General features: G+C 73.7%; 19 protein-coding genes and 1 tRNA gene. 13 read left to right on the top strand and 7 right to left on the bottom strand.

The window, feature by feature from the left end; translation table 11 throughout:
* The first annotated feature begins 83 nt into the window (after positions 1-83).
* Both orn and HHL19_RS00800 read left to right on the top strand, forming a co-directional pair.
* Positions 84-686, top strand: coding sequence for an oligoribonuclease (gene orn / locus HHL19_RS00805; RefSeq protein ID WP_169084502.1), 603 nt, complete (start codon positions 84-86; stop codon positions 684-686).
* A gap of 118 nt (positions 687-804) precedes the next feature.
* A tRNA-His gene (locus tag HHL19_RS00800) sits at positions 805-877 on the top strand.
* A 90-nt stretch (positions 878-967) separates the two neighbouring features.
* On the opposite strand, the gene HHL19_RS00795 is transcribed toward HHL19_RS00800, so the two are convergent.
* Entirely contained in the window at positions 968-3,697 is a 2,730-nt protein-coding gene (locus HHL19_RS00795) for a cellulose binding domain-containing protein (RefSeq protein WP_169084500.1), read from the bottom strand.
* A 210-nt stretch (positions 3,698-3,907) separates the two neighbouring features.
* On the opposite strand from HHL19_RS00795, the gene HHL19_RS00790 reads away from it, so the two are divergent.
* The 6 genes from HHL19_RS00790 (at position 3,908) to HHL19_RS00765 (ending at position 12,447) form a co-directional block, all read left to right on the top strand.
* Positions 3,908-5,251: an extracellular solute-binding protein gene (locus HHL19_RS00790; RefSeq protein ID WP_169084498.1), complete on the top strand. Its 1,344-nt coding sequence runs from the start codon at positions 3,908-3,910 to the stop codon at positions 5,249-5,251.
* Positions 5,252-5,270: 19 nt separating this feature from the next.
* A complete protein-coding gene (locus tag HHL19_RS00785; protein ID WP_240981369.1) occupies positions 5,271-6,356 on the top strand; it encodes a sugar ABC transporter permease in 1,086 nt (361 codons plus the stop codon).
* Positions 6,353-7,198 (top strand): carbohydrate ABC transporter permease, encoded by an 846-nt coding sequence (locus HHL19_RS00780; RefSeq protein ID WP_169084496.1) that lies wholly within the window; start codon positions 6,353-6,355, stop codon positions 7,196-7,198. The genes HHL19_RS00785 and HHL19_RS00780 overlap by 4 nt, the downstream gene beginning before the upstream one ends.
* 138 nt (positions 7,199-7,336) lie before the next feature.
* Positions 7,337-9,019: an aspartate-alanine antiporter gene (aspT, locus tag HHL19_RS00775; RefSeq protein ID WP_169084494.1), complete on the top strand. Its 1,683-nt coding sequence runs from the start codon at positions 7,337-7,339 to the stop codon at positions 9,017-9,019.
* Between the two features lie 17 nt (positions 9,020-9,036).
* Positions 9,037-10,740, top strand: coding sequence for an aspartate-alanine antiporter (gene aspT / locus HHL19_RS00770; protein ID WP_169084492.1), 1,704 nt, complete (start codon positions 9,037-9,039; stop codon positions 10,738-10,740).
* A gap of 54 nt (positions 10,741-10,794) precedes the next feature.
* Positions 10,795-12,447 (top strand): bifunctional aspartate transaminase/aspartate 4-decarboxylase, encoded by a 1,653-nt coding sequence (locus HHL19_RS00765; RefSeq protein ID WP_169084490.1) that lies wholly within the window; start codon positions 10,795-10,797, stop codon positions 12,445-12,447.
* A gap of 84 nt (positions 12,448-12,531) precedes the next feature.
* Here HHL19_RS00765 and HHL19_RS00760 read toward each other — a convergent pair whose 3' ends face one another.
* From HHL19_RS00760 to HHL19_RS00750, 3 genes are all read right to left on the bottom strand, one after another.
* A complete protein-coding gene (locus HHL19_RS00760) occupies positions 12,532-14,091 on the bottom strand; it encodes a cellulose binding domain-containing protein (protein ID WP_169084488.1) in 1,560 nt (519 codons plus the stop codon).
* 162 nt (positions 14,092-14,253) lie between these two features.
* On the bottom strand, positions 14,254-15,645 hold the full coding sequence (locus tag HHL19_RS00755) for a HAMP domain-containing sensor histidine kinase (RefSeq protein WP_169084475.1): 1,392 nt from the start codon (positions 15,643-15,645) through the stop codon (positions 14,254-14,256).
* A 16-nt stretch (positions 15,646-15,661) separates the two neighbouring features.
* Positions 15,662-16,363 carry a response regulator transcription factor gene (locus tag HHL19_RS00750; RefSeq protein WP_169084473.1) on the bottom strand — a complete coding sequence of 234 codons (702 nt, stop codon included), beginning with the start codon at positions 16,361-16,363 and terminating at the stop codon, positions 15,662-15,664.
* Between the two features lie 88 nt (positions 16,364-16,451).
* On the opposite strand from HHL19_RS00750, the gene HHL19_RS00745 reads away from it, so the two are divergent.
* Positions 16,452-17,021: a hypothetical protein gene (locus tag HHL19_RS00745; protein ID WP_169084471.1), complete on the top strand. Its 570-nt coding sequence runs from the start codon at positions 16,452-16,454 to the stop codon at positions 17,019-17,021.
* Positions 17,022-17,026: 5 nt separating this feature from the next.
* On the opposite strand, the gene HHL19_RS00740 is transcribed toward HHL19_RS00745, so the two are convergent.
* Together HHL19_RS00740 and HHL19_RS00735 are read right to left on the bottom strand one after the other, a co-directional pair.
* A complete protein-coding gene (locus HHL19_RS00740; RefSeq protein ID WP_169084469.1) occupies positions 17,027-17,890 on the bottom strand; it encodes a fused MFS/spermidine synthase in 864 nt (287 codons plus the stop codon).
* 33 nt (positions 17,891-17,923) lie between these two features.
* Positions 17,924-18,397, bottom strand: a complete 474-nt coding sequence (locus HHL19_RS00735) for a hypothetical protein (protein ID WP_169084467.1) — start codon at positions 18,395-18,397, stop codon at positions 17,924-17,926.
* A gap of 225 nt (positions 18,398-18,622) precedes the next feature.
* Here HHL19_RS00735 and HHL19_RS00730 point away from each other — a divergent pair, with 225 nt between their 5' ends.
* Positions 18,623-19,915 carry a tetratricopeptide repeat protein gene (locus HHL19_RS00730; protein WP_169084465.1) on the top strand — a complete coding sequence of 431 codons (1,293 nt, stop codon included), beginning with the start codon at positions 18,623-18,625 and terminating at the stop codon, positions 19,913-19,915.
* Between the two features lie 11 nt (positions 19,916-19,926).
* On the opposite strand, the gene HHL19_RS00725 is transcribed toward HHL19_RS00730, so the two are convergent.
* Entirely contained in the window at positions 19,927-20,523 is a 597-nt protein-coding gene (locus HHL19_RS00725) for a histidine phosphatase family protein (RefSeq protein ID WP_169084463.1), read from the bottom strand.
* 222 nt (positions 20,524-20,745) lie between these two features.
* On the opposite strand from HHL19_RS00725, the gene HHL19_RS00720 reads away from it, so the two are divergent.
* The 3 genes from HHL19_RS00720 to HHL19_RS00710 are packed head-to-tail and all read left to right on the top strand — an operon-like array spanning position 20,746 to position 24,769.
* On the top strand, positions 20,746-21,855 hold the full coding sequence (locus HHL19_RS00720; protein ID WP_346768259.1) for a hypothetical protein: 1,110 nt from the start codon (positions 20,746-20,748) through the stop codon (positions 21,853-21,855).
* Positions 21,846-23,426 carry a hypothetical protein gene (locus HHL19_RS00715; protein WP_169084459.1) on the top strand — a complete coding sequence of 527 codons (1,581 nt, stop codon included), beginning with the start codon at positions 21,846-21,848 and terminating at the stop codon, positions 23,424-23,426. The genes HHL19_RS00720 and HHL19_RS00715 overlap by 10 nt, the downstream gene beginning before the upstream one ends.
* Positions 23,423-24,769 carry an AAA domain-containing protein gene (locus tag HHL19_RS00710; RefSeq protein WP_346768219.1) on the top strand — a complete coding sequence of 449 codons (1,347 nt, stop codon included), beginning with the start codon at positions 23,423-23,425 and terminating at the stop codon, positions 24,767-24,769. The genes HHL19_RS00715 and HHL19_RS00710 overlap by 4 nt, the downstream gene beginning before the upstream one ends.
* Positions 24,770-24,896: the final 127 nt, after the last annotated feature.

Raw genomic sequence — 24,896 nt, 5'->3', positions numbered from 1 at the left:
TGGGGGCCTTCCCGGCGCTTCCGGGCGCTTCCCGGACGCACGGGGGCGGCTCTCCGCCCGTCCGGCCGCCTAAGGTAGGACGCATGAACGATCGCATGGTGTGGATCGACTGCGAGATGACCGGGCTCTCGCTGACGGACGACGCACTCATCGAGGTGGCCGCGCTGGTCACCGACTCGGAACTGAACGTGCTCGGCGAAGGTGTGGACATCGTGATCCGCCCGCCGGACCGTGCCCTGGAGACCATGCCGGAGATCGTGCGCCAGATGCACACGGCCTCCGGACTGCTCGACGCGCTGCCCGGCGGGACCACGCTGGCCGACGCGGAGGCGCAGGTGCTCGCGTACATCCGCGAGCACGTGAAGGAGCCCGGCAAGGCGCCGCTGTGCGGGAACTCGGTCTCCACCGACCGCGGCTTCCTCGCCCGCGACATGCCCGCCCTGGAGGGGCACCTCCACTACCGGATCGTCGATGTGTCCTCGGTCAAGGAGCTGGCGCGCCGCTGGTACCCGAGGGCGTACTTCAACAGTCCGGAGAAGAACGGCAACCACCGGGCGCTCGCGGACATCCGCGAGTCCATCGCCGAGCTGCGCTACTACCGGGAGGCCGTCTTCGTGCCGCAGCCCGGTCCGGACTCGGAGACCGCGAAGGAGATCGCGGCCCGGCACGTCGTCCCGGCGGAGTAGGACCCCCGGAAGGGCTCGCTCGCGCACCCGGGGAAAACGTGTGCGCGAGCACCCCTCCGAACCCTGTAGACTTCTTCTCGGCCGGTCGGGGAAACCTTCGGGAAAACCGCCGGTCGTGGTGGGTATAGCTCAGCTGGTAGAGCACCTGGTTGTGGTCCAGGATGTCGCGGGTTCGAGTCCCGTTACTCACCCTGAAGGTCGAGGCCCCGGTTCGGACGAACCGGGGCCTCGGTCGTTCTCGTGCGCAGATCAGGTGACGGAGCCGAACTGGGCGGCGGCGGTCAGCCGGCGGAACACGTGGCACCTCCCAGGGTGAAGGCCGCGGGTACGGGGTTGCTGCCGGTCCAGGAGCCGGTGAAGCCGAAGGAGGCGGAGGCTCCGGCGGCGACGGCGCCGTTCCAGCCGGCGTTCTTCGCGGTGACGGCCGTGCCGGTCTGGGCGGGCGTGGCGTTCCACATCTGGCCGACGGTCTGCCCGGCGGCGAAGGACCAGCCGAGGGTCCAGCCGTTCCAGGCGGCGGCGGAGGTGTTGGTGACGGTGACGTCGGCCTGGAAGCCGCCCTGCCATTGGTTGGTGACCTTGTAGGAGACCTTGCAGGCGCCGGCGGGCGGAGTGGGCGGGTCGGTCGGGTCCGGCGGGTCGGTCGGGTCCGGCGGATCCGTGGGATCGGTGCCGCCGTCGTCCCCGCCCCCGCCGCCCGTCTCGCTCGTGTCGCCGTAGACGATGCCGCGGCCGTTGGTGGCGACGTACACCCGGCCGTAGACGCGCGGGTCGCCGGTGATGGTGGCGCCGGTCCAACCCCACTGGTGGGCGTCGTCGTTGACCCGGACCCAGGTGGCGCCGGCGTCGGTGGAGCGGAAGATGCCGCGGACGCCGCCGATCTTCGCGCTGGAGTAGAGCGCGGGGTAGGCGGCGTTCGGGGCGGCCTTGCCGAAGCCGATGGCGTCGGCCTGGTCGACGCCGGCGACCCGGGTGAAGGTGGCGCCGCCGTCGGTGGAGTGCCACAGGCCGTACGCGGCGTCGGGGGCGCCGCCCGCGAGCCAGATGTCGCCCTTCTTCCCGGGGACGGCCTTGAAGCGGACGTCGCCCTTGGCGGGGAGTCCGGTGGCCCTGGCGGTGAAGGTGAGGCCGCCGTCGGTGGAGGCGTAGAAGGTGCCGCCCTGGAAGCCGTAGAAGGTCTTCGGGTCGACCCGGTCGGACTCGACGGTGGCGCCGGCCGGGATGCCGGTCGAGGCCGTCCAGGAGGTGCCGAAGCCGGTGGCGGCGTGGACGCCGGCGGTGCCCTCGGGGCTCCAGACGAAGCGGCTGCCGTCGGCGGCCGCGGCGACCGTGCCGCCGCCGGTGATGCCGCTGCCGCCCGCGGGCTCCTGCCCGGCGAACCAGTGGGCGCCGTTGTCGGTGGAGAAGGCGACCCGGGGGCCGCCGTCGACGTGGCCGGAGCGGACGAGCGTGTTCGGGTCGGTCTCGGCGTAGTCGAGGCTGGTCGTCGACGTGAAGTTCGGGGAGGTGAACATCATCGGCGGGACGGCCGACAGGTCGGTGTGGCGGAAACCGCCGACGTCGCCGAGGGCGCTGATCAGCGGGGCGCCGGACGGCGGCGCGACCAGGTCGAGGACGGCGGTCTCCTCCAGGCCCTTCACCATCGGCTTGATCGTGAAGTTCGTGTCCGTGTCCCACTTGGTGAGCTCGGTGGTGCCGTAGACCGTGGCGCCGGTGCCGTACAGCATCCGGTTCGAGTCGAAGGGGTCGATCTCCAGGGCCTCGGTCATCCAGCCGAGCTTGGGGGTCTGCTCGGGCGGGGTGGGGTTGCTGCCCCAGGTCAGCCAGGGCACCGAGGAGACGTCCATGGTGTAGCGGTTGGAGCGGGTGGGGTACGAGGAGTAGTCCCACGCCTTGGTCCAGGTGGAGCCGGAGTCGGTGGTGCGGAAGAACTGGGTGTCGGGCCACCAGGAGCTGTAGGCGGAGACCATGACCGTGCCGGGGTGCTGCCGGTCGACGGTGAGGCCGCTGAAGCCGTGGTGGGTGTCGGCCTCGGCGACGGGGCTGATGTCCTGCCACGCGCCGGTGGCGGTCGCGTACCGGTAGACCTTGCCCTTGCCGCCGTCGTACGGGCCCGCCGTGTCGCTGTACGCGAGGTAGAGGTAGCCGTTCTCGGCGTCGAGGACGCCCTTGTGGGCGAGGTATCCGGTGGGCTGGCCGGCGAGGCGGGTCCAGGTGGCGCCCGCGTCGGTGGAGCGGTAGACGGCGTTCTCCTTGTCGCCGACGCCGACGTAGATCGTCCGGGTCGCGCCGCCGGCCGTGCCGGTGGACTCGTCGAAGGTGACCCAGACGACGCCCTGCTCGTCGGAGTTGTAGCCGCTGGTGTCGGTGGGGTCCTGCCGGTAGTCGCCGGGGTTGGTGAAGGAGGTGACCTTCGCCCAGGTGGCGCCGGAGTCGGTGGAGCGCCAGAGGCCGTTGCCGCTGGGGGCGCCGAGGTAGAGGATCCGGTTGTCGTGCGGGTCGACGGCGAGGCGTTCGCCCATGCCGCGGCCCGGCATGTTGCCGCCGAGCTTGAAGGGGAGGTCGGCGCGCCGCCAGGTGGCGCCGCGGTCGGCGGAGCGCAGGACGGCGCCCATGCCGGGGTCCCAGTCGTTGGTGTACGTGCCGACGGCGGCGTACACCTTGTCGGGGTCGGCGGTGTCGGAGGCGAGGGAGACGACGCCGGTGTGGCCCCAGTCGTCCCAGCCGACGTGGTCGAGGAGCGGGATCCAGGAGGAGGCGGACCGGTCCCAGCGGTAGGCGCCGCCGATGTCGGTCCGGGCGTAGAGGAGGTTCTCCTCGGTCCGGTTGAAGACCAGGCCGGGGACGAAGCCGCCGCCGTCGACGCGGACGTTCTTCCAGGTGTACGAGGCGGATGCGGCGGTCCGGGCCGGTGCGGCGGTCTCGGCGGCGCCGGCCGGGAGGGCGCCGGCGAGGAGCCCGCCCGTCAGGGCCAGGCCCGCGAGCCCCGCGAGGAGTCGTGGTCTGCGCATGGGTATCCCGTCGGGAAGTGGAGCAGAGGTATGGGAGCGCTCCCACTATCGGAGTCCTGTCAGAACACGGTCAATATGCGGGAGTCGTCGAAGACGTTCGACGACTCGGAGCGACCGGGCGCCGCCGAAGGCGTCCGAACGGGTGAGGCGCGCCCGGGCCCCGGCGCCGCCCCGCCGGACGCCCCTCCCCCGCCGCCTACGGTCGGGCCCATGGGGCGGAGGAACGGGACACCACGAGGGACCGGCGCGCGCGCCCGCGCCCTGGCGCTGCTGCTCGCCGCCGCGCTGCTCGGGGGCTGCGCGGACGACCCGCCGGTGCCGCCGGCGGCCGGCGCCGGGGAGACCGTCGACGGCTCGGGGCGGCCGGTCACGCTCACCGTCGGTGTGTACGGCACCTTCGGGCTCAAGGAGGCCGGGCTGTACGACACGTACATGCGGCTCCACCCGGACGTGGCGATCCGGCAGACCTCCCTCGCCCGCGCCGACGTCTACTACCCGCAGCTGCTCACCCACCTCACGGCCGGCGCGGGCCTCGCCGACGTCCAGGCCGTCGAGGTCGGGAACATCGCGGAGGTCGTCGACACGCAGGCCGGCCGGCTCGTCGACCTGGCCCGCGCGCCCGGCGTGCGGGAGGCCGACTTCCTGCCCTGGAAGTGGGCGCAGGCGCGGACGGAGGACGGCCGGGTGCTTGGGCTCGGCACCGACATCGGACCGCTGGCCGTCTGCTACCGCACGGACCACTTCGCCGCCGCCGGGCTGCCCACCGACCGGGAGGAGGTGGGGCGGCTGTGGGCCGGGGACTGGGAGAAGTACCTGGAGACGGGCCGCCGGTTCGCCGCACGGGCGCCGGAGGGCGTGGCCTTCACCGACTCGGCGTCCGGGGTGATGGGCGCGGTGATCTCGGGCGCGGGGCTGCGCTACTACGACGCCGAGGGGCGGCTCGTGGTGGCGACCAACCCGGCGGTGCGGGCCGCCTGGGACCTCGGCGCGCGGTTCGCCGAGGACGGACTGACCGCCCGGCTCCAGCAGTTCACCCCCGACTGGGACCAGGGCTTCGCGCACGGCAGGTTCGCCTCGATCGCCTGCCCGGCGTGGATGCTCGGCTACATCCAGGACAAGGGCGGCCCGGACGGGAAGGGGAAGTGGGAGATCGCGACGGCGCCCCGGCCGGGGAACTGGGGCGGCTCCTTCCTGGTCGTCCCGGCCGCCGGGAGGCACGTCGAGGAGGCGGCCGCGCTGGCGGCCTGGCTGACCGCGCCGGAGCAGCAGGCGGTGCTCTTCGAGCGGCGCGGCAGCTTCCCGAGCGCCGAGGCCGCCTTCGGACTGCCGCAGGTGAGGAACGCCCGGCACCCGTACTTCGGGGACGCGCCGGTGGGCCGGATCTACTCGGCGGCGGCGATGGGGGTGCCGGTGGCGCCGGTCGGGCCGAAGGACGGCCTGGTGAACACGATCCTGTCCGACACCGGGATGCTCCAGGTCGACCAGACGGGCCGCTCGCCGGAGTCGGCGTGGCGGGCGGCGATGGAGGCCATCGACAACGCGCTGGACCGGTGAGGCGGATGGACGGGACGGGATGGCGGAGGACGTGACGGCGGGGGCCGGTGGGGCGGCCGGGGCCGGGGTGGGGAGCCGGGACGGCGGCGAGCCGGAGGGGCGGGCGGGTGCGGGCGGCGCCGGGGAGCTCGTGGCGCGGGCCCTGCCCGTGGTCGTTCCGGGCGGGCCCGGGCGGTCGGGAGCCGGGCGGCCGGGGGCCGGGCGGCGGGAGCGGCTCGGCCGGCTGCGGTCGCGGTCGGCGCCGTACGTGCTGGTGGCGCCGTTCTTCCTGCTGTTCGGGGCGTTCGGTCTCTTCCCGCTGGTGGCGACGGCGTGGACCTCGCTGTTCCGGGTGGAGTTGACGGCGCCGGAGGCCCGGGAGTGGGTGGGGCTCCACAACTACGCCCGGCTGCTCACCGACGAGTTCTTCTGGAACGCGCTGGCCAACACGGTGCTGATCGGGGTCCTCGCGACCGTCCCGCAGCTGCTGCTCGCGCTCGGTGCGGCGCACCTCCTGGACGCGCGGCTGCGCGGGCGGCTCTTCTTCCGGGTGGCGGCGCTCGCCCCGTACACGACGTCGGTGGCGGCGGCGACGCTGGTCTTCGCGCTGTTCTACGGGCGGGACCAGGGGATGGTGAACTGGGCGATCGGCCTGGTCGGGCTCGATCCGGTGGACTGGCAGAACGGGCCGTGGGCGTCGAGGTTCGCGGTGGCGTCGATCGTGATCTGGCGCTGGACCGGCTACAACGCGCTGATCTACCTGGCGGCGATGCAGACGATCCCGCACGAGCTGTACGAGGCGGCGGCGCTCGACGGGGCCGGGCGGTGGCGGCGCTTCCGGCACGTCACCGTGCCGGGGCTGCGGCCGGCGCTGGCGTTCACCGGGCTCGTGTCGACGATCGGGGCGGTGCAGCTCTTCGGCGAGCCGCTGCTGTTCAGCAGCGGGGCGGGCGCCTCGGGCGGCGCCGACCACCAGTACCAGACGCTGGGTCTCTACCTGTACGAGCAGGGCTGGGTGAACCTGCACCTGGGGCGGGCGGCGGCGATCGCCTGGGCGATGCTGCTGCTCCTGGTGGTGGTGTTCGGGCTCGTGCGGCTCGCCCGCGGGAGGGGGTCGCGGCGGTGACGGGACGGTCGGGCTCGGAGTCGTACGAGCGGGGCGGGTGGGGTACGTACCTGCTCCTGGCGCTGTTCACGGCGGTGTCCGTCTTCCCGCTGCTGTGGACGGCGGTCGCCGCCTCGCGGACGAGCGGGCGGCTGGCCCAGTCGCCGCCGCCGTTCCGGTTCGGGCGGAACCTGCCGCGGAACGTGTCGGTGGCCTGGGGCGAGGGCGGGATGGGCGAGGCGCTGGCCAACACGGCGGTGGTGGCGGGGTCGGTGGCGGTGGGCACGGTGGTCTTCTCGACGCTCGCCGGTTTCGCCTTCGCCCGGCTGCGGTTCCGCTTCCGGGGGCCGCTGCTGCTCCTGGTGGGGGCGACGATGCTGGTGCCGCCGCAGCTCGGGGTGGTGCCGCTCTATCTGCTGGTCGCCCGGCTCGGCTGGACCGACCAGCTGCAGGCGGTGGTGCTGCCCTCGCTGGTCTCGGCCTTCGGCGTGTTCTACATGCGCCAGCACCTGCGGGGCGCGCTGCCGCCGGAGCTCCTGGAGGCGGCGCGGATGGACGGGGCGGGGACGCTGCGGGTGGTGTGGCACCTGGTGCTGCCGGCGGCGCGGCCGGCGATGGCGGTCCTGGGGATGCTGTCGTTCGTGGCGGCGTGGAACGACTTCTTCTGGCCGGTGCTCGCGCTCACCCAGACGGGCAGTCCGACGGTGCAGGTGGCGCTGACGGGGCTCGGCCGGGGCTATGTGCCGGACACCTCGGTGGTGATGGCGGGGGCGCTGCTCGGGACGCTGCCGCTGCTCGTGGTGCTTGCGCTGTTCGGGCGGCAGATCGTGGGCGGGGTGATGCGGGGGGCGGTGAAGGGGTGAAGGGGTGAAGGGGTGAAGGGGCGTACGGGTGTTCACCCGGATGGGTGCGGTGGTGACCCTCTGTCGATCTTCCGCTGCTAGCGTCCCCTTATGTCTGCTATCAGAGGTTTTTGCCCCATGTGGGTGGGGTGAGGCCGGATGGGTGTGCTGCGCGACCATCCCGAACTCGCCCTCTTCGTCTGCCTCGCCGCGGGATACCTCCTCGGCAAGCTCCGGGTCGGCCCCATCACGCTCGGCGGCATCTGCGGGACGCTGATCGTGTCGCTGCTCATGGGCGCCTGGGCGAAGGTCACCGTCTCCGACGACGTGAAGACGATCTTCTTCGCGCTCTTCATCTTCTCGCTCGGCTATCTGGCCGGCCCCCAGTTCTTCGCCAACCTCAACAAGAAGAGCCTGCGCTACTTCGCCCTCTGCCTCATCGAGGTCGTCTGCGTCGTCGGCATCGCCCTCGGACTCGCCGCGGCCTTCGACCTGGACGTCGGCACCGCCGCCGGCATCCTGGCGGGCGCGGCCACCGAGTCCGCGGTCGTCGGCACGGCCACCGAGGCCATCGGCAAGCTCTCCGACCTGACCCAGGCGCAGATCACCCAGTACCAGGGCCATGTGGCCACCGCGTACACCGTCTGCTACCTCTTCGGCCTCATCACCATCGTGATCTACACCAGCCAGATCATGCCGATGATGATGCGGATCAACCTCCGCGACGCCTCCCGCGAGCTGTGGGAGAAGATGCGGGGCACCGGCGGCGGCCTGGAGGCCGACGAGCGCGAGGCGCTGCCCGGCATGGTCGGCCGCACCTTCCTCGTCACCGTCGCCGACGGCGCCAAGGTCTCCGACCTGGAGCGGCAGTTCGGCAACCGGGTCACCGTCGAGGCGGTGAAGCGGGGCAGCGAGATCCTCACCCCTCCCCCGCCCGGCTTCGAGCTGACCCTCTCCGACCTGGTCCTCGCGGTCGGCCGGCGGGCCAACATCATCGAGGCGGGCCGGCTGATCGGCCCCGAGACCCCGGCCGTCCCGGGCCTCGACACCCCGCTCGCCACCCAGCAGGTCTCCCTCACGGACAAGGCGGCGGTCGGCAAGTCCCTGGACCAGCTGACCGTCGAGCACCCGGAGATCGCCTCCGGCGGCGTCTACGTCACGGACGTGCTGCGCAACGAGTCGCATCTGCCCGCGACCCCGGAGACCGTCGTCCAGCGCGGTGACGTGCTCACCCTGGTGGGCGCCCGCTCCTCGCTCGGCCGGCTGGCCTCCAAGGTCGGCGCGATCGTCAAGAACGACGCCACCGACTTCATCTACCTGGGCCTCGGCATCGCCTGCGGCTCGCTCCTCGGGCAGGTCGTGGTGAAGTTCGGCGACGTCCCGATGTCGCTCGGCACCGGCGGCGGCTGCCTCATCTCCGGACTGCTCTTCGGCTGGTTCCGCTCCCGCACCCAGACCTTCGGCGCCTTCCCGCCGCAGGCCGCGACCACGATCAAGGACATGGGCCTGGCCATCTTCATCGCCTGCACCGGACTCGTCTCCGGCCCGCAGGCGGGGCCGCTGCTCAAGGAGTACGGGGCGCTGCTGCCGTTCGCGGGCATCGCCATGGTCCTCGTACCGGCGACGGTCTCGCTGTTCGTCGGCCGCAAGCTGCTGAACATCGAGAAACCGCTGCTGATCGGCGCCATCGCGGGCCAGCAGTGCTCGACGCCGGCGATCACCTCGGTCACCCAGGTCGCGCAGAGCTCGGTCCCGATGCTGGGCTACACGATCACGTACACCCTCTCCAACTTCCTGCTCCCGCTGACCGGCCCGCTCCTGGTCGGCATCCTGGGAGCCTGAGAGACGGCCCTCCCTCCATGATCGACTTCCTGAACCGGAACATCTTCCAGCCCCACCCCGAGCTGCTCGTCTTCATCACCGTCGCCCTGGGCTTCCTCTTCGGGAAGCTGCGCTACAAGGCGATCGCCCTGGGGGCCGTGACCGGCTGCCTCGTCGCGGGGCTGCTGCTCGGCGCCCAGTTCAAGATCACCATCGACGCGACGGTGAAGAACCTCTTCTTCACCCTCTTCCTCTTCGCCCTCGGCTACAAGGTCGGCCCCCAGTTCTTCCGGGGCCTGAAGAAGGACGGACTGCCGCAGGTCGTCAACGCCCTCATCGTCTGCGTCACCGGCCTGCTGGTCTCCTGGGGCTTCGCCGTGATGCTCGGGTACGGCCCCGGGCTCTCGGCCGGCCTGCTCGGCGGCGCGCTCACCCAGTCCGCCGTCATCGGCGTCGCCCAGGACGCCATCGGCAACCTCCCGGGCCTCTCCGCCGGCCAGACGAAGACCGAGGAGAACCTCGTCGCCATCGGGTACGCGGTCACCTACCCGCTCGGCACGATCCTCTGCGCCCTCCTCCTCGCCGGCATCCTCCCCCGCCTCTACCGACGGGACCTCGCCGCCGAGTCCGCGCGGCTCGCCAAGGAGCTGGACGCCCCCGGCGACAACCCCGACCTCGCCGAGGGCTACTACGAGGTCGTCCTCCGCGCGTACACGATCCGGCGGCCGGACCTCGTCGGCCGCACCATCGACGACTTCGAGAACCAGCAGAAGGAGCTCGGCCACCGCATCTACCTCACCCGGGTGCGGCGCGACGGCACCGTCCTCCCCCACGACCAGGGGACCGTCCTCCGCGAGGGCGACACCGTCGCCGTCTCCGCGCTGCGCGGCTCCCTCGTCGACTTCGACGCCCGCACCCACATCGGCCCCGAGACCGACGACGTCGAACTCCTCGGCTACGAGACCGAGTCGCTGCACGTCGTCGCCTCGAACAAGGAGCAGCTCGGGAAGACCGTCGCCGAGCTGCGCCGCGAGCCCTTCATGGTCGGCGTGTACATCGACAAGATCTACCGCTCGGGCGCCGAGTTCCCCTACCGGCTCGCCACGAAGATCGAGCGCGGCGACACCGTGATCCTCACCGGCCCGAAGCGGCTCGTGGGCCCGGCGGGGAAGGCCATCGGCAAGCCGGTGCCGACCTCCTTCGCCACCGACATGCTCTGGGTCGGCCTCGGCGTCTTCCTCGGCGGCTGCGTCGGCATCCCCGCCCTCACCGTCTCCGGCGTGCCGATCTCGCTGTCGACCTCGGGCGGCGCGCTGATCATGGGCCTGGTCTTCGGCTGGATCCGCGGCAGGTACCCCACGTACGGCAACGTCCCGCCGGGCGCCCAGTGGTTCATGGACACCTTCGGGCTCTGCGCCTTCGTCGCCGTCGTCGGCATCAACGCCGGTCCGAGCTTCACCAGCGGCCTGTCGACGGCCGGCTGGGGGCTGCTCCTGTGGGGCGCGGTCGCCACCCTGGTCCCGCTGCTCGTCGGCTTCCTCGTCGGCCACCACGTGCAGAAGATCCGCTTCCCGATCCTGATGGGCGTGCTGGCCGGCGGCCAGACGACGACCGCGGCGATCGGCGCGATCAACGAGCAGTCCAGGTCCCAGATCCCCACGCTCGGCTACACGATCCCCTACGCGGTGGGCAACGTGCTGCTGACCATCTGGGGCGCCGTGATCGTCATCCTCAACCACTGACCTCCCACCGACCTCCCACTGACCTCCCGCCGACCTCCTACGTAAGGACGCCCCATGCCCAGGACCACGTTCACCCGCGAGGAGATCAAGTCCTTCGCGCAGCTCTCGCCGTTCGAGCTGAAGGACAAGTTCATCACCCTCGCCCAGACGGCCCAGGCCGACCAGCCGGGCCAGAAGGGCAAGTCCTCGGTCCAGATGCTCAACGCCGGCCGCGGCAACCCGAACTGGACCGCCACCAGCCCCCGCGAGGCCTTCCACGCGCTCGGCTACTTCGCGCTCTCCGAGTCCCGCCGGGTGTGGACCGCCGACGACCTCGGCGGCATGCCCGAACTGAAGGGCTCCGGCGCCCGCTTCGACACCTTCGTACGGCAGCACCCCGACCTGCCCGGCATCGAACTCCTCCAGAAGTCGGTCGAGTACGCCGTCGAGCGCTTCGGCTTCGACAAGGACGCCTTCGTCCACGAGCTCACCGACAGCTCCATCGGCGACAACTACCCGGTGCCGGACCGGATCCTCACCCACACCGAGCAGGTCGTCCGCGGCTACGTCGAGGACGAGATGTTCGACCGTCGGCCGCCCGAGGGGAACGTCTCGTACTTCGCCACCGAGGGCGGCACCGCCGCCATGTGCTACGTCTTCGACTCCCTGATGAAGAACGGGATCCTCGAGAAGGGCGACCGGATCGCCCTGATGGTGCCGGTGTTCACCCCGTACATCGAGATCCCCGAGCTCGACACGTACGAGTTCGACGTCGTCCACGTCAACGCCTCGCTCTTCGCCGAGACCGGCGTCCGCGAATGGCGCTACCCGGAGGAGGAGGTCGCCAAGCTGGAGGACCCGTCGGTCAAGCTGCTCTGCCTGGTCAACCCCTCCAACCCGCCGTCCCTCGCGCTGAGCCGGCGGGTCGCGAACCAGCTCAAGGACATCGTCGCCGAGAAGAACCCGAACCTGGTGATCGTCACCGACGACGTCTACGGCACCTTCGTCCCCGGCTTCCGCTCGGTCGCCGCCGACCTGCCGCGGAACACGCTCCTCGTGTACTCGTACTCCAAGCACTACGGCGCCACCGGATGGCGGCTCGGCGTCATCGGGCTCAACGACGACAACGTCATCGACCGGATGATCGCCGACCTGCCCCCCGCCGAGAAGGAACGGCTGAACAAGCGGTACGGGACGCTCTCCCTGGACCCGGAGAAGATCAAGTTCATCGACCGGCTGGTCGCCGACTCCCGGCAGGTCGCCCTCAACCACACCGCGGGCCTGTCGCTGCCGCAGCAGGTCATGATGACGCTGTTCTCGCTCTTCGACATGCTCCCCGAGGGCCAGGCGTACAAGGAGCGGCTGCGGGCGATCGTCGGGCAGCGGCTCGACCTGCTCCTCGAAGGCGCCCGGATGAAGATCGCCGAGGACGACAAGCGGGCCGGGTACTACATCGAGCTCGACCTGCTCGCGGAGGCCCAGCGCGTCCACGGCCAGGACTTCGCCGACTTCCTGGAGAAGGAGTACGAGCCCGTCGACCCGCTGTTCCGGCTCGCCGAGCAGACCGGCGTCGTCCTCCTCAACGGCGGCGGCTTCGACGGCCCCGAGTGGTCGGTCCGCGTCTCGCTGGCCAACCTGGACGACCTCGACTACCTGAAGATCGGCCACCACCTGCGGGCGATCTTCGACGACTACGCCCAGGAGTGGAGGACCTCCCAGGGGGTCTGACGCGTCCGACGTACGGAGGAAGCGTGCCCCGGCCGGAGGTGGGGTGGTCCGGCCGGGGCACGCGGTGTGGGGGGACAGGGCGGCCTACTTGTAGGCGGCGAACGCCTTCGTGAAGGCCAGCGGCTGCTGGAGGATCGAGGAGCAGGTGGCGTCCGCGTGGTTCACGGCGCCGGCCGCGCACTGCTTGTCCCGGGTCGAGGACCACATCGACAGCCAGCCGATCCCCTTGGACCTGGCGAAGTCGACCAGCTGGGCGGCGTCGTCGACCGTGAAGACCTCGGTCGTGACGTCGTTCACGCCGATCATGGGAGTGATCGCGACCGTCTTCCAGGCGGCGGCGTCGGAGAGGCCGAGGACGCCCTTGATCTGCGCCTGGGTGGCGGTGGCGGCCTGGATCGCGTACGTGCCCATGTCGGCGCTGTAGGCCGGGCCGTAGTCCATCGCCATGATGTTGACCGCGTCGACCCGGACGCCGTTCCGCTTCGCGTCGGCGAGCAGGCTCACTCCGGGCTGGGTGAGGCCCTCGGGCATCACCGGCAGGGTGAAGGAGACGTTCAGTCCGGGGTGCTTCTGCTGGAGCTGGGCGATGGCCCGGGAGCGGCGGGTGTTGGCGGCCGTGTCGGGCAGCGCGGCGCCCTCGATGTCGAAGTCGACCTTGGTGAGCCCGTACCGGTCGACGACCTTGCCGTACGCCTTCGCCAGGTCGGCGGCGGTCGCGCAGTTCAGCGCCAGCTCGTGGCCGGCCGCGCCGCCGAAGGAGACCCGCACGTCGCCGCCCTTGGCGCGCAGGGCGCCGATCTGGGCGGCCACCTTGTCGTTCGCGAGGTCGGTGACGCCGCCCCACAGGGGGGCGCAGGAGCCGCCGGAGGTGATGAAGGCGAGGTTGAACTCCTTCACCCCGGTGGCGTCGGCGGTGGCGAGCAGGTCGTACGCCGGGTAGAGCGAGGTGTCGACGTAGGGGGCGTACCTGGCGGCGGTGACGGGGGCCCCGGTGCCGGTGGGGGTGGGCGTCGGCGTCGGGGTCGGGGTCGGGGTCGGGGTCGGCTTCGGGGTCGGCTTCGGGGGCGCGGTGGTGGTCGCCGTGGCCGTGGGGGTCGGCTTCGGGGGCGCGGTGGCGGTGGCGGTCGGCTTCGGGCTCGCGGTGGCGGTCGGGGTCGCCGTGGCGGTGGGCTGGTCGGTGGGGCGGCCGCTGGGGGTGGGGGCGGGGCCGCCGGCCGAGCAGGCGGCCTTGTTGATGAGGCAGCCGGCCGGGTCCCCGGCCTGTCCGGCCGCCGAGGTCACGAAACCGACGGTGACGGACCGGCCGGGGGCGAGCTGCCGGTTCCAGCTCGCGGGCTTCACGGTGACGTGCCGGCCCGAGACCGTGTGGTCGCCGTTCCACAGGGAGCCGATCGTGGTCCCGGCGGGCAGGTCGAACTCCAGCGTCCAGTCGGACTGGGCGGCGGACGTCTCGTTGGTGATCACGTACTGGCCGGTGTAGCCGCCGGTCCAGGAGGAGGTCCTGGTGTAGGCGGCGCCGACGGCGGCGGCCTGGGCGGTGCCCGTGAGGGCGAGGACCGTGCCTCCGGTGACGGCCGCCGCGACGACCGCGCCGACGGCCTTCGTACGGCCGCTGGTCCTGCGCCGGTGCCCGTTGCTGCCCATGCGTGCTGCCTCCGTGGTGCGGGGGTAGGGGGTGGGGGTGGGGGTGCGGTGTGGGGGTGCGGGCAGCACGCTAGCGCCGGGGATTCAGACAAATGCCTTGATACGGGCCGAGGTTGGGTTTCTTAGGCTCCGCTTAAGGCGGCCATCACCACGGGCAAAGGTTCAGCGCCCGGCGGCCTTGCGGCGGCCGGGCGGGCGGGGCGAGCGGCGGCCTCCGGAGCCGTCGGCGCGGTGGCCGGCGAGCCCGATCCAGACGCGTACCTCCGTGCCGCCGAGGACCGAGCGGCCGAGACGGACGTCACCGCCGGTGCTCTCGGCCATGCGGCGCACGATGTCGAGGCCGAGGCCCGTGGAGCCGGCCCGGGTGCCGCTGTTGCCGCGGGCGAGCGCGGCGTCCGGGTCGGCGATGCCGGGCCCGGCGTCGGAGACGAGGACGATGACCGCGTCGTCGCCGTTGTGGACGTCGACGGAGAAGGCGGTGCCCTCCGGGGTGTGCCGGAAGACGTTGCCGAGCAGGGCGTCGAGGGCGGCGGCGAGCTCGGGGCGCGCCACCGGGATCCGTACCGGACGCTCGACCCCGGCGAGGCGGACGAGCCGCCCCTCGTCCTCGGCGAGCGCGGACCAGAACTCCATCCGCTCGCGCACCACTTCGGCGGCGTCGCAGCCCGCGCCGGGACCGGTCGGCGCGGTGGTCTGCGGCTTGGCCTCGCGGGCGGTGCGGATGATGGTGTCGACCTCGCGCTCCAGCTGCTCGACGGCCGCCCGGGTCTGGTCGGCGGCGGGGCCCGAGCCGAGCGAGGCGGCGTTGAGGCGGAGCACGGTGAGCGGGGTGCGGAGCCGGTGGGAGAGGTCGGCGGCGAGCTCGCGCTCGTTGGCGAGGAGCTGGACGACCTGGTCGGCCATGGAGTTGAAGGCGACGGCGGCCGACTTGAGTTCGGGCGGGCCCTCCTCGGCGACCCGGGCGCCGAGCCGGCCCTCGCCGAGCTCGTGGGCGGCGCGGGCGAGGCGCTGCGCGGGGCGGACCATGCGGACGCCGAGCCGGTCGGCGACGGCGAGGGAGCCGACGATCAGGGCGACGCCGACCCCGGCGAGGACCAGCCAGGCGGTGGCGACGCCGTTGGTCACCTCGCCCTCGGGGACGAAGAGTTCGACGACCGCGACCTGCCCGGAGCTGATCGCGGTCGGCTGGAGCAGGGCGTAGCCGCCGGGCACCTCGGCGATCGAGGCGCGGCCGAGGGTGCGGGTGGCGGTCAGCTCCTCGGCTCCGGCCCGCCGGGTGCCGATCTCCAGGGCCTGGCCGTCGGGCGTGGCGGGCGGGACGTGCACGGCGAGCCGGCCGGCGGCGCCGTCCTCGGTGGTGGCGACGGCCTTCTCCAGCTCCGTCCGGTCGGTGGTGATCGCGAGGACCGGGGCGAGGCCGGCGCCGCGCCGCTCGGCGTTGGAGAAGGCCCGGTCGCGGGCCATCTCCTCGACGACGAGGCCGAGGGGGACGGCGAAGGCGATGACGACCATGGCGGTGACGGCCAGCGACACCTTCACGAGGGCCCATCTCACGGCCGGCGCTCCCGTGTCACCGCTGCTCTTCTCCGGGCGGTTCCAGCTTCACGCCGACGCCGCGCAGGGTGTGGAGGTAGCGGGGCCGGGCGGCCGTCTCGCCCAGCTTGCGCCGCAGCCACGACAGGTGGACGTCGATGGTCTGGTCGTCCCCGTAGGCCTGCTGCCACACCTCGGCGAGCAGTTCCTTGCGCGGGACGACGACGCCGGGCCGGCCGGCGAGGAAGGCGAGCAGGTCGAACTCGCGCCGGGTCAGGTCGAGCGGGACGCCGTCGAGTTCGGCCTGGCGGCGCAGCGGGTCGATGGCGAGCCCGCCGACCCGGATCTCGGTGGTCGGCGCGGGCTCCCCGGAGACGGCCCGGGAGCGGCGCAGCACGGCGGCCATGCGGGCGGTGAGGTGCTCGACGGAGAACGGTTTCACCAGGTAGTCGTCGGCCCCCGCGTGCAGCAGCCGGACGATCTCCGCCTCGTCGTCGCGGGCGGTCGCGATGATCACCGGTACGTCGGTGATGCCGCGCAGCATCTTCAGCGCCTCGGACCCGTCCAGATCGGGCAGACCGAGGTCGAGGACGACCACGTCGAAGCGGAGATGGGCGACCTCGCGCAGCGCCTCCAGGGCCGTACCGACGCTCCGCACCGTGTAGGAGGCTTCCGTCAGCTGCCGGATGAGGGCGGAGCGCACGAACTGGTCGTCCTCGACCACGAGCACACTTGCCATGGCCCGCACCGTACGCCATTCGGGGGACGCCGAAGCCACTCCGCACCTTCCGGTCCGCGCCGGACGGGCGTGGTGCACTATGGCCCGGATGCGAAGAGGACTCCTTCACGCCCTGGCCTGGGCGCTCGCCACCGGCGCGGCGGTCACGCTCTCCTGGTGGGGAGTGCACACCGTGCTGTCCGGCACGGTCTACGACCCGCCGCGCGCCCTGCCGCTGCCCGTCGGCTCGCCGGAGGACCTGGTGCCGGCCGAGACGGCGATCGGCGACCCGGTGACGGCCTCGACGCGCCGCCCGTCCCCTCCCTCCGCTCCCCCGTCGCCACCGTCGTCCTCGGCCTCCTCGTCGCCGTCCTCGCCGAGGACGGCCGCCGCGCCGTCCCCCCGGCCCGCGGCCCCGCCGCGGAGCACTCCGCCGCCGGCCACGGCCGCCTCGTCCCTGAGGACCACGACGGTGGACGGCGGCCGGGTCACCTTCGACCTGGGCGAGAGCTCCGCCGAGCTGGTCTCGGCGACCCCGGCCGCGGGCTGGCGGATGCAGGTGTGGAAGCAGCCGGCGTGGATCCGGGTGACCTTCACGCAGGGCGACCGCGAGGTGTCGGTCTTCTGCGTGTGGCACGACTCGGCGCCCCGGGTGGAGGTCGACGACCGCACGGAGTGACCGGCCTACCGGAAGACGGACGGCGGGGGTGCGGGTGAGGCCTTCGCGGTGGCGTCGGTGACGGCGGTGGCGCCGCCGGTGAAGTCGGCGAGGGCGCGGCCGTGTTCGACGCGGCCGGGGTGCGGGTCGGTGGCGACCCGGCGGGTGAGGTCGGCGACGGGGAGTTCGCGGCCCGAGGCGACGAGGACCGCGTTGCCGAAGCGGCGGCCGCGCAGCACGGTCGGGTCGGCGATCAGGGCGAGTTCGGGGAAGACGCCGGCGGCGGTGGCGATCTGGCCGCGGAGGTGGGCGAGCGGCGGGCCGTCGGCGAGGTTGGCGGCGTACGTGCCTCCGGGCCGCAGCGCGCGCCGCACCTCGTCGAGGAACTCGGTGCTGGTGAGGTGGGCGGGGGTGCGGGCGCCGCGGAAGACGTCCGCGATGATCAGGTCGGCCCAGCCGTCGGGGACCTTGGCGAGACCGGCGCGGGCGTCGACGGCGCGGACCCGGATCCGGGCGCCGGGGTCGAGCGGCAGTTCGCGGCGGACGAAGCGGACGAGGGGTTCGTCGAGCTCGACGACCTGCTGGGTGGAGCGGGGCCGGGTCGCGGCGACGTACCGGGCGAGGGTGAAGGCGCCGCCGCCGAGGTGGACGGCCTGGAGGGGGCGGCCGGGCGGGGCGGCGAGGTCGGCGACGTGGCCGAGCCGCCGCTGGTACTCGAAGGTGAGCGCGGCGGGGTCGTCGAGGTCCACGTGGGACTGCGGGGCGCCGTCGAGGAGCAGCGTCCAGGCGCGGGGGCGGTCGCGGTCGGGTATCAGTTCGGCGAGCCCGCCGTCGACGGTCTCGGAGACGGTGCCGGCCGCCGCCCGTTCGCTCTGCTTCTTCCTGGCCATCCGTCCATTATCGGCGCGTCCGGCGCGCGGCGTTCAGTGACAGCCGTCGGCCGCCTCGATGAGGCGGGCGGCCTCGCCGAGGGCGCGGCGCAGCACGGCGGGGTCGGTGACCGGGCCGGTGTCGCCGGGGGGCAGCAGCCAGCCGGCCGGGCGGGGCGCGTCCCCGGCGGGCTCGGGCAGTTCGGGGAGCTCGGGGAGGCGCAGGCCGCGCCCGGAGGTGCGGGTGCAGGCGCTGCCGGGGAGGTCCCAGGCAGCGGCGGTGCCGGGCGGGACGAGGAAGCCGAGGGTGTCGCAGGCGCCGTCGTGGAGGACGGGCCCGACGGCGGGGACGCCCCGGCGGCGAAGGATGTCGACGGCCTCCAGGCCCTGCCGGGCGGGCACGGTCACCAGGTCGCAGGGCTCGACGTCTCCGGTGCCGGCCGAGGTCGCGGCGGGCGCGGCGGGCGTCGCCGTCGTGGTCGCCGTCGTGGTCGTGGTCGTCTCGAAAGGCGCTGCGTTCTCGGACATGGACCCCTCCTCGCTTCCCAGAGGAGACACGTTCCGTCTCTCCCATACGGTTCAACGCCCGTGCGCGTCAACGGCTACGGCGGCACGCCGCCGCAAAGGATGGCAGTTCATGGCAGATCGCAGGCGAGATATCCGATTTGTAGCCAAACTCAGCGTACGCATCCGGTCACAGCAGGTACGTTCATGCCGCCGGAACACCCGGCAGCACCAGGAGAGGGCTCGGCCATGGCCATGTCACGGGCAGTTCCCAATCTCGCCTTCCGACGGCTCCGTGGGCAGCACTCCCCGGCGGAGTTCGCCGCCACGGTCCGCCGGGCGGCACGGGAGATCGGCGAACAGGTCGCGTGCGACGCCCGCTACATCGGGCGCGTGGAGGCGGGTGAGATCCGCTGCCCGAACTACGCGTACGAGCGGGTCTTCCTGCACATGTTCCCCGGCCTCACCCTCGCCGACCTGGGATTCTCTGCGCGGGAGGCGGTACGCGGCCGACGGCAGGCCGCCCCGGCCGGGGCCTCGGAGCCCCCCGCCCCCGCCCTCCCGACCCGGAACGATGAGGAGAGCGACGTGCTGCGTCGCGCATTCATGACGAGCGGCACCGCCACCCTGGCGGCCGCCTCCTGGGGACTCGGCTCCACCGCCGTCGCGATCCCCAGCCCCCGCGGCACCCACCGCATCGGCGAGGCCGAGGTGCGCGCCGTCGAGGAAGCCGTGCGGCAGATCCGCCTGCTGGACGACCGGCACGGCGCCGACGGCCTCTACAAGTGCGCCGCCCAGCCGCTCCGCAGCGCCTACCGCCTGCTCGACCAGGGCACCGCCGCCCGCCGCTCCACCGAGGACCGGCTGCTCGCCGGCGCGGGCGAACTGTCCCTCTCCGTCGGCTGGCTCGCCCACGACTCGGGCCGCCACGAGGACGCCCGCTCCCACTACGCCGAGGCCCTCGCCACCGCCCGGGTCTCCGGGGACGCGGCCCTGGAGGCGCACGCCTTCTGCAACACCTCCTTCCTCGCCCGCGACACCGGCCGCTACCGCGAGGCCGTCCGCGCCGCCCAGGCCGGACTGCGCGCCGCGGGGCCGCTCGACTCCCCCCGGCTGCTCGCCCTGCTCTCCCTGCGCGAGGCCGCCGCCTGGGCCGGACTCGGCGACCGCTCGGCCACCGAGGAGTGCCTCGGCCGCGCCCACGGCCACTTCGCCCGCGGCCACGCCGAACAGGACCCCGAATGGATGTCGTTCTTCGGCGAACCCGAACTGGAAGCCCTCGAAGCCCACTCCTGGGCCGCCCTCGGCGACTGGAGCCGCGCCGCCCGCCACTCGTACCGCGCCACCGTCCTCCAGCACCCCCGCTTCGCCCGCAACCTCGCCCTCTACCGCGCCCAGCTCGCCGGCAACCTCGCCCGCGCCGGCCGCCGCGACGAGGCGGAGGCGGAGGCGCGTCGGGTGGCGGAATCGCTGGACGGGATCGCGTCGGCGCGGATCAGGGGGCTGCTGGCCGAAACCCGACTCATCCTTGCGGGTGGGTGAGGGCGGCGTACTCAGCCCTCCAGGTGCCCCGTGTCGTTCCAGCGCTCGATCGCCGGGGCGCCGTACGCCCAGCCCAGGACCGACAGGCTCGTCGGGTCGAGGCGGATGCGGGAGGCGAAGGAGACAGGCTCGCCGAGCCAGCGGGCGCCGATGGAGCGGAGGATGTGGCCGTGGGCGAAGACCAGGACGTCGCGGTCGGCGGAGCGGGCCCACTCCACGATCTCGTCGGCGCGGGCCGACAGCTGGTCGAGGGACTCGCCGTCGGGGACGGCGTCGCGCCAGATCAGCCAGCCGGGGCGGAGCTCCTGGATCTGGGCCGGGGTGAGGCCCTCGTAGGCGCCGTAGTCCCACTCCATCAGGGCGTCCCAGGGTTCGGCGCGGTCGCCGAAGCCGGCGAGGGCGCAGGTCTCGCTCGCGCGGACCAGGGGGCTGGTGCGCACCTCGACGTCGGGCAGGCCCTGCCAGGGGCCCCGGTGGAGGCGCTCGCCGAGCAGCTTGGCGCCGCGTCGGCCCTCGTCGAGCAGCGGGATGTCGGTCCTGCCGGTGTGTCGGCCGAGGAGCGACCACTCGGTCTGGCCGTGTCGGGCGAGCAGGATGCGCGGTGCCATGGGCGGGACTCTCCAGAGATTGCGCGGATACGGGGGGGGACGGGCGCTCGCCGTCGGGCGCCCTGGAGGGTCTCTCCATCATCCCGCAGGTGTCGTCGGCGCGAACTCCCGGTGTCCCCGGGGCGGAAGCCGCCCGCGTTGTCGGTGCCGGATGGGAGACTTCCGCGGGTGAGCGCATCCCTGGACGACGGCGGGTCACGGCCGCCGCAGACGACCGACCCCGTGCCGACCCCGGCGAGCCGGCGCAGGACGCGGGAGAGACTCGCCGAGCTGCGCGGCCCGGCGGTCCCGCCGCGCCCGCTGGACGCGCGTGCGCTGGCCGCGCTCGCGGCGAACCCGGGGTGCAGGCGCCGCGCGCTGCTCGACGGCGCGGGGGTCGACAAGGGGGCGCTGGCGTCGAGGCTGGGTTCGCCGGCGCCGTTCGGGCAGTCGCAGTTCGCGATCGTGCGGGGCAACAGCTTCGAGGCGAAGGTGAAGGCGGACGGCGGGCGCGAGCTGCTGCGGCTGCTCGGTGTCGAGGACCCGGGGGCCGTCTCCGTACCGGATCTGTCGGCGTCCGGGCCCGAGGGGCGGACCGCGCGGACGGCGCTCGCGCTGCGCGAGGCGACGGCGGGCGACGGGTGGACGCTGCTCGACCATCCGCTGCTCACGCTCGAGGTGGCGGGCTCGCCCGTGCATCTGGAGCCGGACGCGGTGGTGGTGGATCCGGCCGGGCGGTGGACGGTCGTGGAGATCAAGTCGTTCCCGATGATCGACGGGGCGGCGGACGCGGCGAAGGTCGGCGCGGCGGCCCGGCAGGCCGCCGTCTACGTGCTCGCGCTCGAACGGGTGGCGGCGCTCACCGAGGGGGCCGAGGTCGGGCACTCGGTGCTGCTGGTCTGCCCGAAGGACTTCTCGAACCTGCCGACGGCCTCCGTGGTCGACGTGCGCAGGCAGCGGGCGGTGACCCGGCGGCAGCTGGGGCGGCTGACCCGGATCGACGAGATCGCCGACGCGCTGCCGGAGGGGCTGAGCTTCGATGTGAAGGGCTGTTCGGCGGAGGAGCTGTCGGCGGCCGTGGAGGCGGTCCCGCACGCCTACGCGCCGGAGTGCCTGGCCGCCTGCGAGCTCGGTTTCCACTGCCGGTCGCGGGCCCGGGAGGCGGAGGCGGTGCAGACCCTGGGCCGTTCGGTGCGGGGCGAGCTGGGCGGGCTGACCACGATCGGCGCGGTGCTCGCCGCCGCGCGCGGTGAGGAGGGCGAGCCGAAGGACCCGGCGGTGGCCGCGCTGCGCCGGGCGCAGGCCCTGCGGCAGGAGGCCCTGGCCGAGGCGGAGGCCGCCGCATGTCGCTGATCTCGCACCTGGCCCGGATGGAGGCCGTGCAGGCGGGCCGCGCGCAGCCGCTGGCGACCGTCCGGCACCGGCACCTCGCCGAGCGGCCGCTGGTCCTCGTGCCACTGACCACAGCGGGCGAGGCGGGCGCCCCGCTCGGCGCGCTGGTCGGCACCGACCCGGAGGAGCCGCGGCTGCTCGTGGTGGCGCAGCCGCGCGACCGGGAGCTGCGGTTCGCGTTCCTCGCCGAGCTGGCCGAGGAGGTGCTGCCGTACGTCGACGGGTTCGCGGACGCCGTCGAGCCGGTGGAGCGGAAGGACTCCGCGACCGGGGAGAAGGTCCAGGTCGAGCTGTGCCTGGACGCGCCGCAGCTGATCGTGCCGAGCCGGGCGGGGATCGAGTACGTACGGCTCCTGGGGCGGTCGACGCGGTTCCGGCGCACCGCCGAGCAGGACCCGGACGCGCCGTATCCGGCGCCGCCGCGCGTGCCGCTGCTCGGGCGCTGGCTGACGCATTACGGGGAGCGGGCCCGGGTGCCGGGCTCCTCGCTGCTGCTGGCGGCGACCGACCTGCTGAACCGGCACTGGGCGACCGGGCAGTCGTCCCTGGAGGACCAGCACCTGGGGGCGCTGCTCGCCTGGATCGACCCGCCGGAGGGCGAGTCCGGCGCCCGCGCGGCGTACCGGGCCGAGCTGGGGCGGGACGAGCGGGGGCAGCTGCTCTGCCCGCCGGCCGGGCCCGCGACCGACCCGGCGTTCGACAACCAGCTGCTGGCGCCGGCCGTCGAGGCGTACGACCGGGCCCGGCTGGCGGTCGGCGCCGCCGAGGACGGCGAGACGGCCGAGGCGGCCCTCGCCTTCCTGCACCGGGCCGAGCGCGAGGTGCGGCGGCTCGTCGTCTCGCAGCTGAAGCCGACGTGGGACGCGACGTGGCGGGCGCTCGGGCTGCTGCGGGGACTGCCGGAGGGGGCGCGGGTCGAGGACCGGTGGACGCGGGACCGGTGGTCGTTCACCGCGCACCGGGACCGGATCGCCGCCGGGGAGCCGCCGCAGCCGCGCCGCGACGACGCGGTGACCGCCGCCGCGAAGCTCGCGGCGCGCGAGCAGGCGCAGGGGCAGCTGGACGCGCAGGAGGCCCTGGACGATCCGCTGGTGCTCGCCGGGCGGCGGCTGTCCGGAGAGGCGTTCACCACCGAGGTCGCCGAGGTGGTGATGGCGTGGACGGAGTCGAAGCGGCCCGCGCCGCGCCCGCTGCTGACGGTCCGCACCGAGGACCGGCCGCACCTGGACCCGGGCGTGAAGGTGTACCGCTCGCTGGACGGGAAGCCGCAGTCGGCGGAGTTCGTGGGCCGCGAGGAGGACGGTGCGCTGGTGCTGCGGCTCCTCGACAAGATGGGCCGGTCGAGGGAGCCCGCGGAGGGCACGGTGCCGGAGAAGGGCGAGCGGATCGCCTGGACACTCTTCGAGCACGACACGCGCGTGGGGCCGAGGCTGCCCGACCCGGAGGAGACGCCGTGGACCCACGGCGGCCCGCCGCGCCACGCCGACACCGCCGAACTGCCCGACGCCGTGACCCCCGAGGACCTGCTGTGACCGTGTACGACCCCGCCGTGCTCGACCCGGCCGCGGCCGCCGCGCGGGCGACGGCGGAGATCCTGGAGTCCACGCTGCACGGCACCGCCCGGGGCGTCGTCGTCGACTCGCCGCCGGGCGCCGGGAAGTCGACGCTCGTCGTGCGGGCGGCGCTCGAACTGGCCGCCGCCGGGCGCCCCTTGATGGTGGTCGCGCAGACCAACGCGCAGGTCGACGACCTGGTGCTGCGGCTCGCCGAGAAGGAGCCCGGCCTGGAGGTGGGCCGGCTGCACTCCAGCGACGCGGACCCGTACGACAAGGCGCTCGACGCGCTGGAACACGTACGGAAGTCGGCGAAGGCCGGGGACCTCGCCGGGCTGCCGGTGGTGGTGTCGACGGCCGCGAAGTGGGCGCACGTGAAGAACGTGGAGCCGTGGGCGCACGCGATCGTGGACGAGGCGTACCAGATGCGTTCGGACGCGCTCCTCGCCGTGGCGGGACTCTTCGAGCGGGCCCTGTTCGTGGGCGATCCGGGGCAGTTGGATCCGTTCTCGGTGGTCGGCGCGGACCAGTGGGCGGGGCTGTCGTACGACCCCTCGGCGTCGGCCGTGTCGACGCTGCTCGCACACAATCCGGAGCTTCCGCAGCACCGGCTGCCGGTGTCCTGGCGGCTGCCGGCGTCGGCGGCGCCGCTGGTGTCGGACGCCTTCTACCCGTACACGCCGTTCCGCTCGGGCACCGGCCACGGCGACCGCCGGCTCTCCTTCGGCGTCGCCTCGGACGGCTCGGCGCCCGACCGGGTCCTGGACGAGGCCGCCGCCTCGGGCTGGGGCCTGCTCGAACTCCCCGCCCGGCACACCCCGCGCACCGACCCGGAGGCCGTGCACGCGGTCGCGCTGGTCGTGCGGCGCCTCCTGGACCGGGGCGGCGCGGCGGTCAGCGAGCGGTCCGACACGCCGGCGCCGCTGACCGCCGGCCGGATCGCGGTGGGCACCGCCCACCGGGACCAGGCGGCGGCCGTCCGCGCGGCGCTCGCCGCGCTCGGCGTGTCGGGGGTGACGGTCGACACGGCCAACCGCCTCCAGGGACGCGAGTACGACGTGACGGTCGTCCTGCACCCGCTGTCGGGCCGCCCCGACGCGACCGCCTTCCACCTGGAGACCGGCCGCCTCTGCGTCCTCGCCTCCCGCCACCGCCACGCCTGCGTCGTCGTCTGCCGCGCCGGCGTGACGGACCTCCTCGACGAACACCCCTCCACGGAACCCGTCCAACTCGGCGTCACGGTCAAGTTCCCCGACGGCTGGGAGGCGAACCACGCCGTGCTGTCGCACCTGGCGGAGCACCGGGTGCGCTGGAGGACCTGACCCGCCGGCCCCGAACAGCCGGACGGAGTCCGGCGCGCCGCCGCAGGCGGCCAGGGAATACAGCCCCCGACGACTGGGAGGCCAACCACGCCGTGCTGTCGCACCTGGCCGAGCACCGGGTGCGCTG

The sequence above is a fragment of the Streptomyces sp. R302 genome (assembly GCF_012927245.1).
GTDB lineage: Bacteria > Actinomycetota > Actinomycetes > Streptomycetales > Streptomycetaceae > Streptomyces.
Note: the sequence above shows the minus strand (reverse complement) of the source record. Positions and strands in the feature narration are given on the sequence as shown.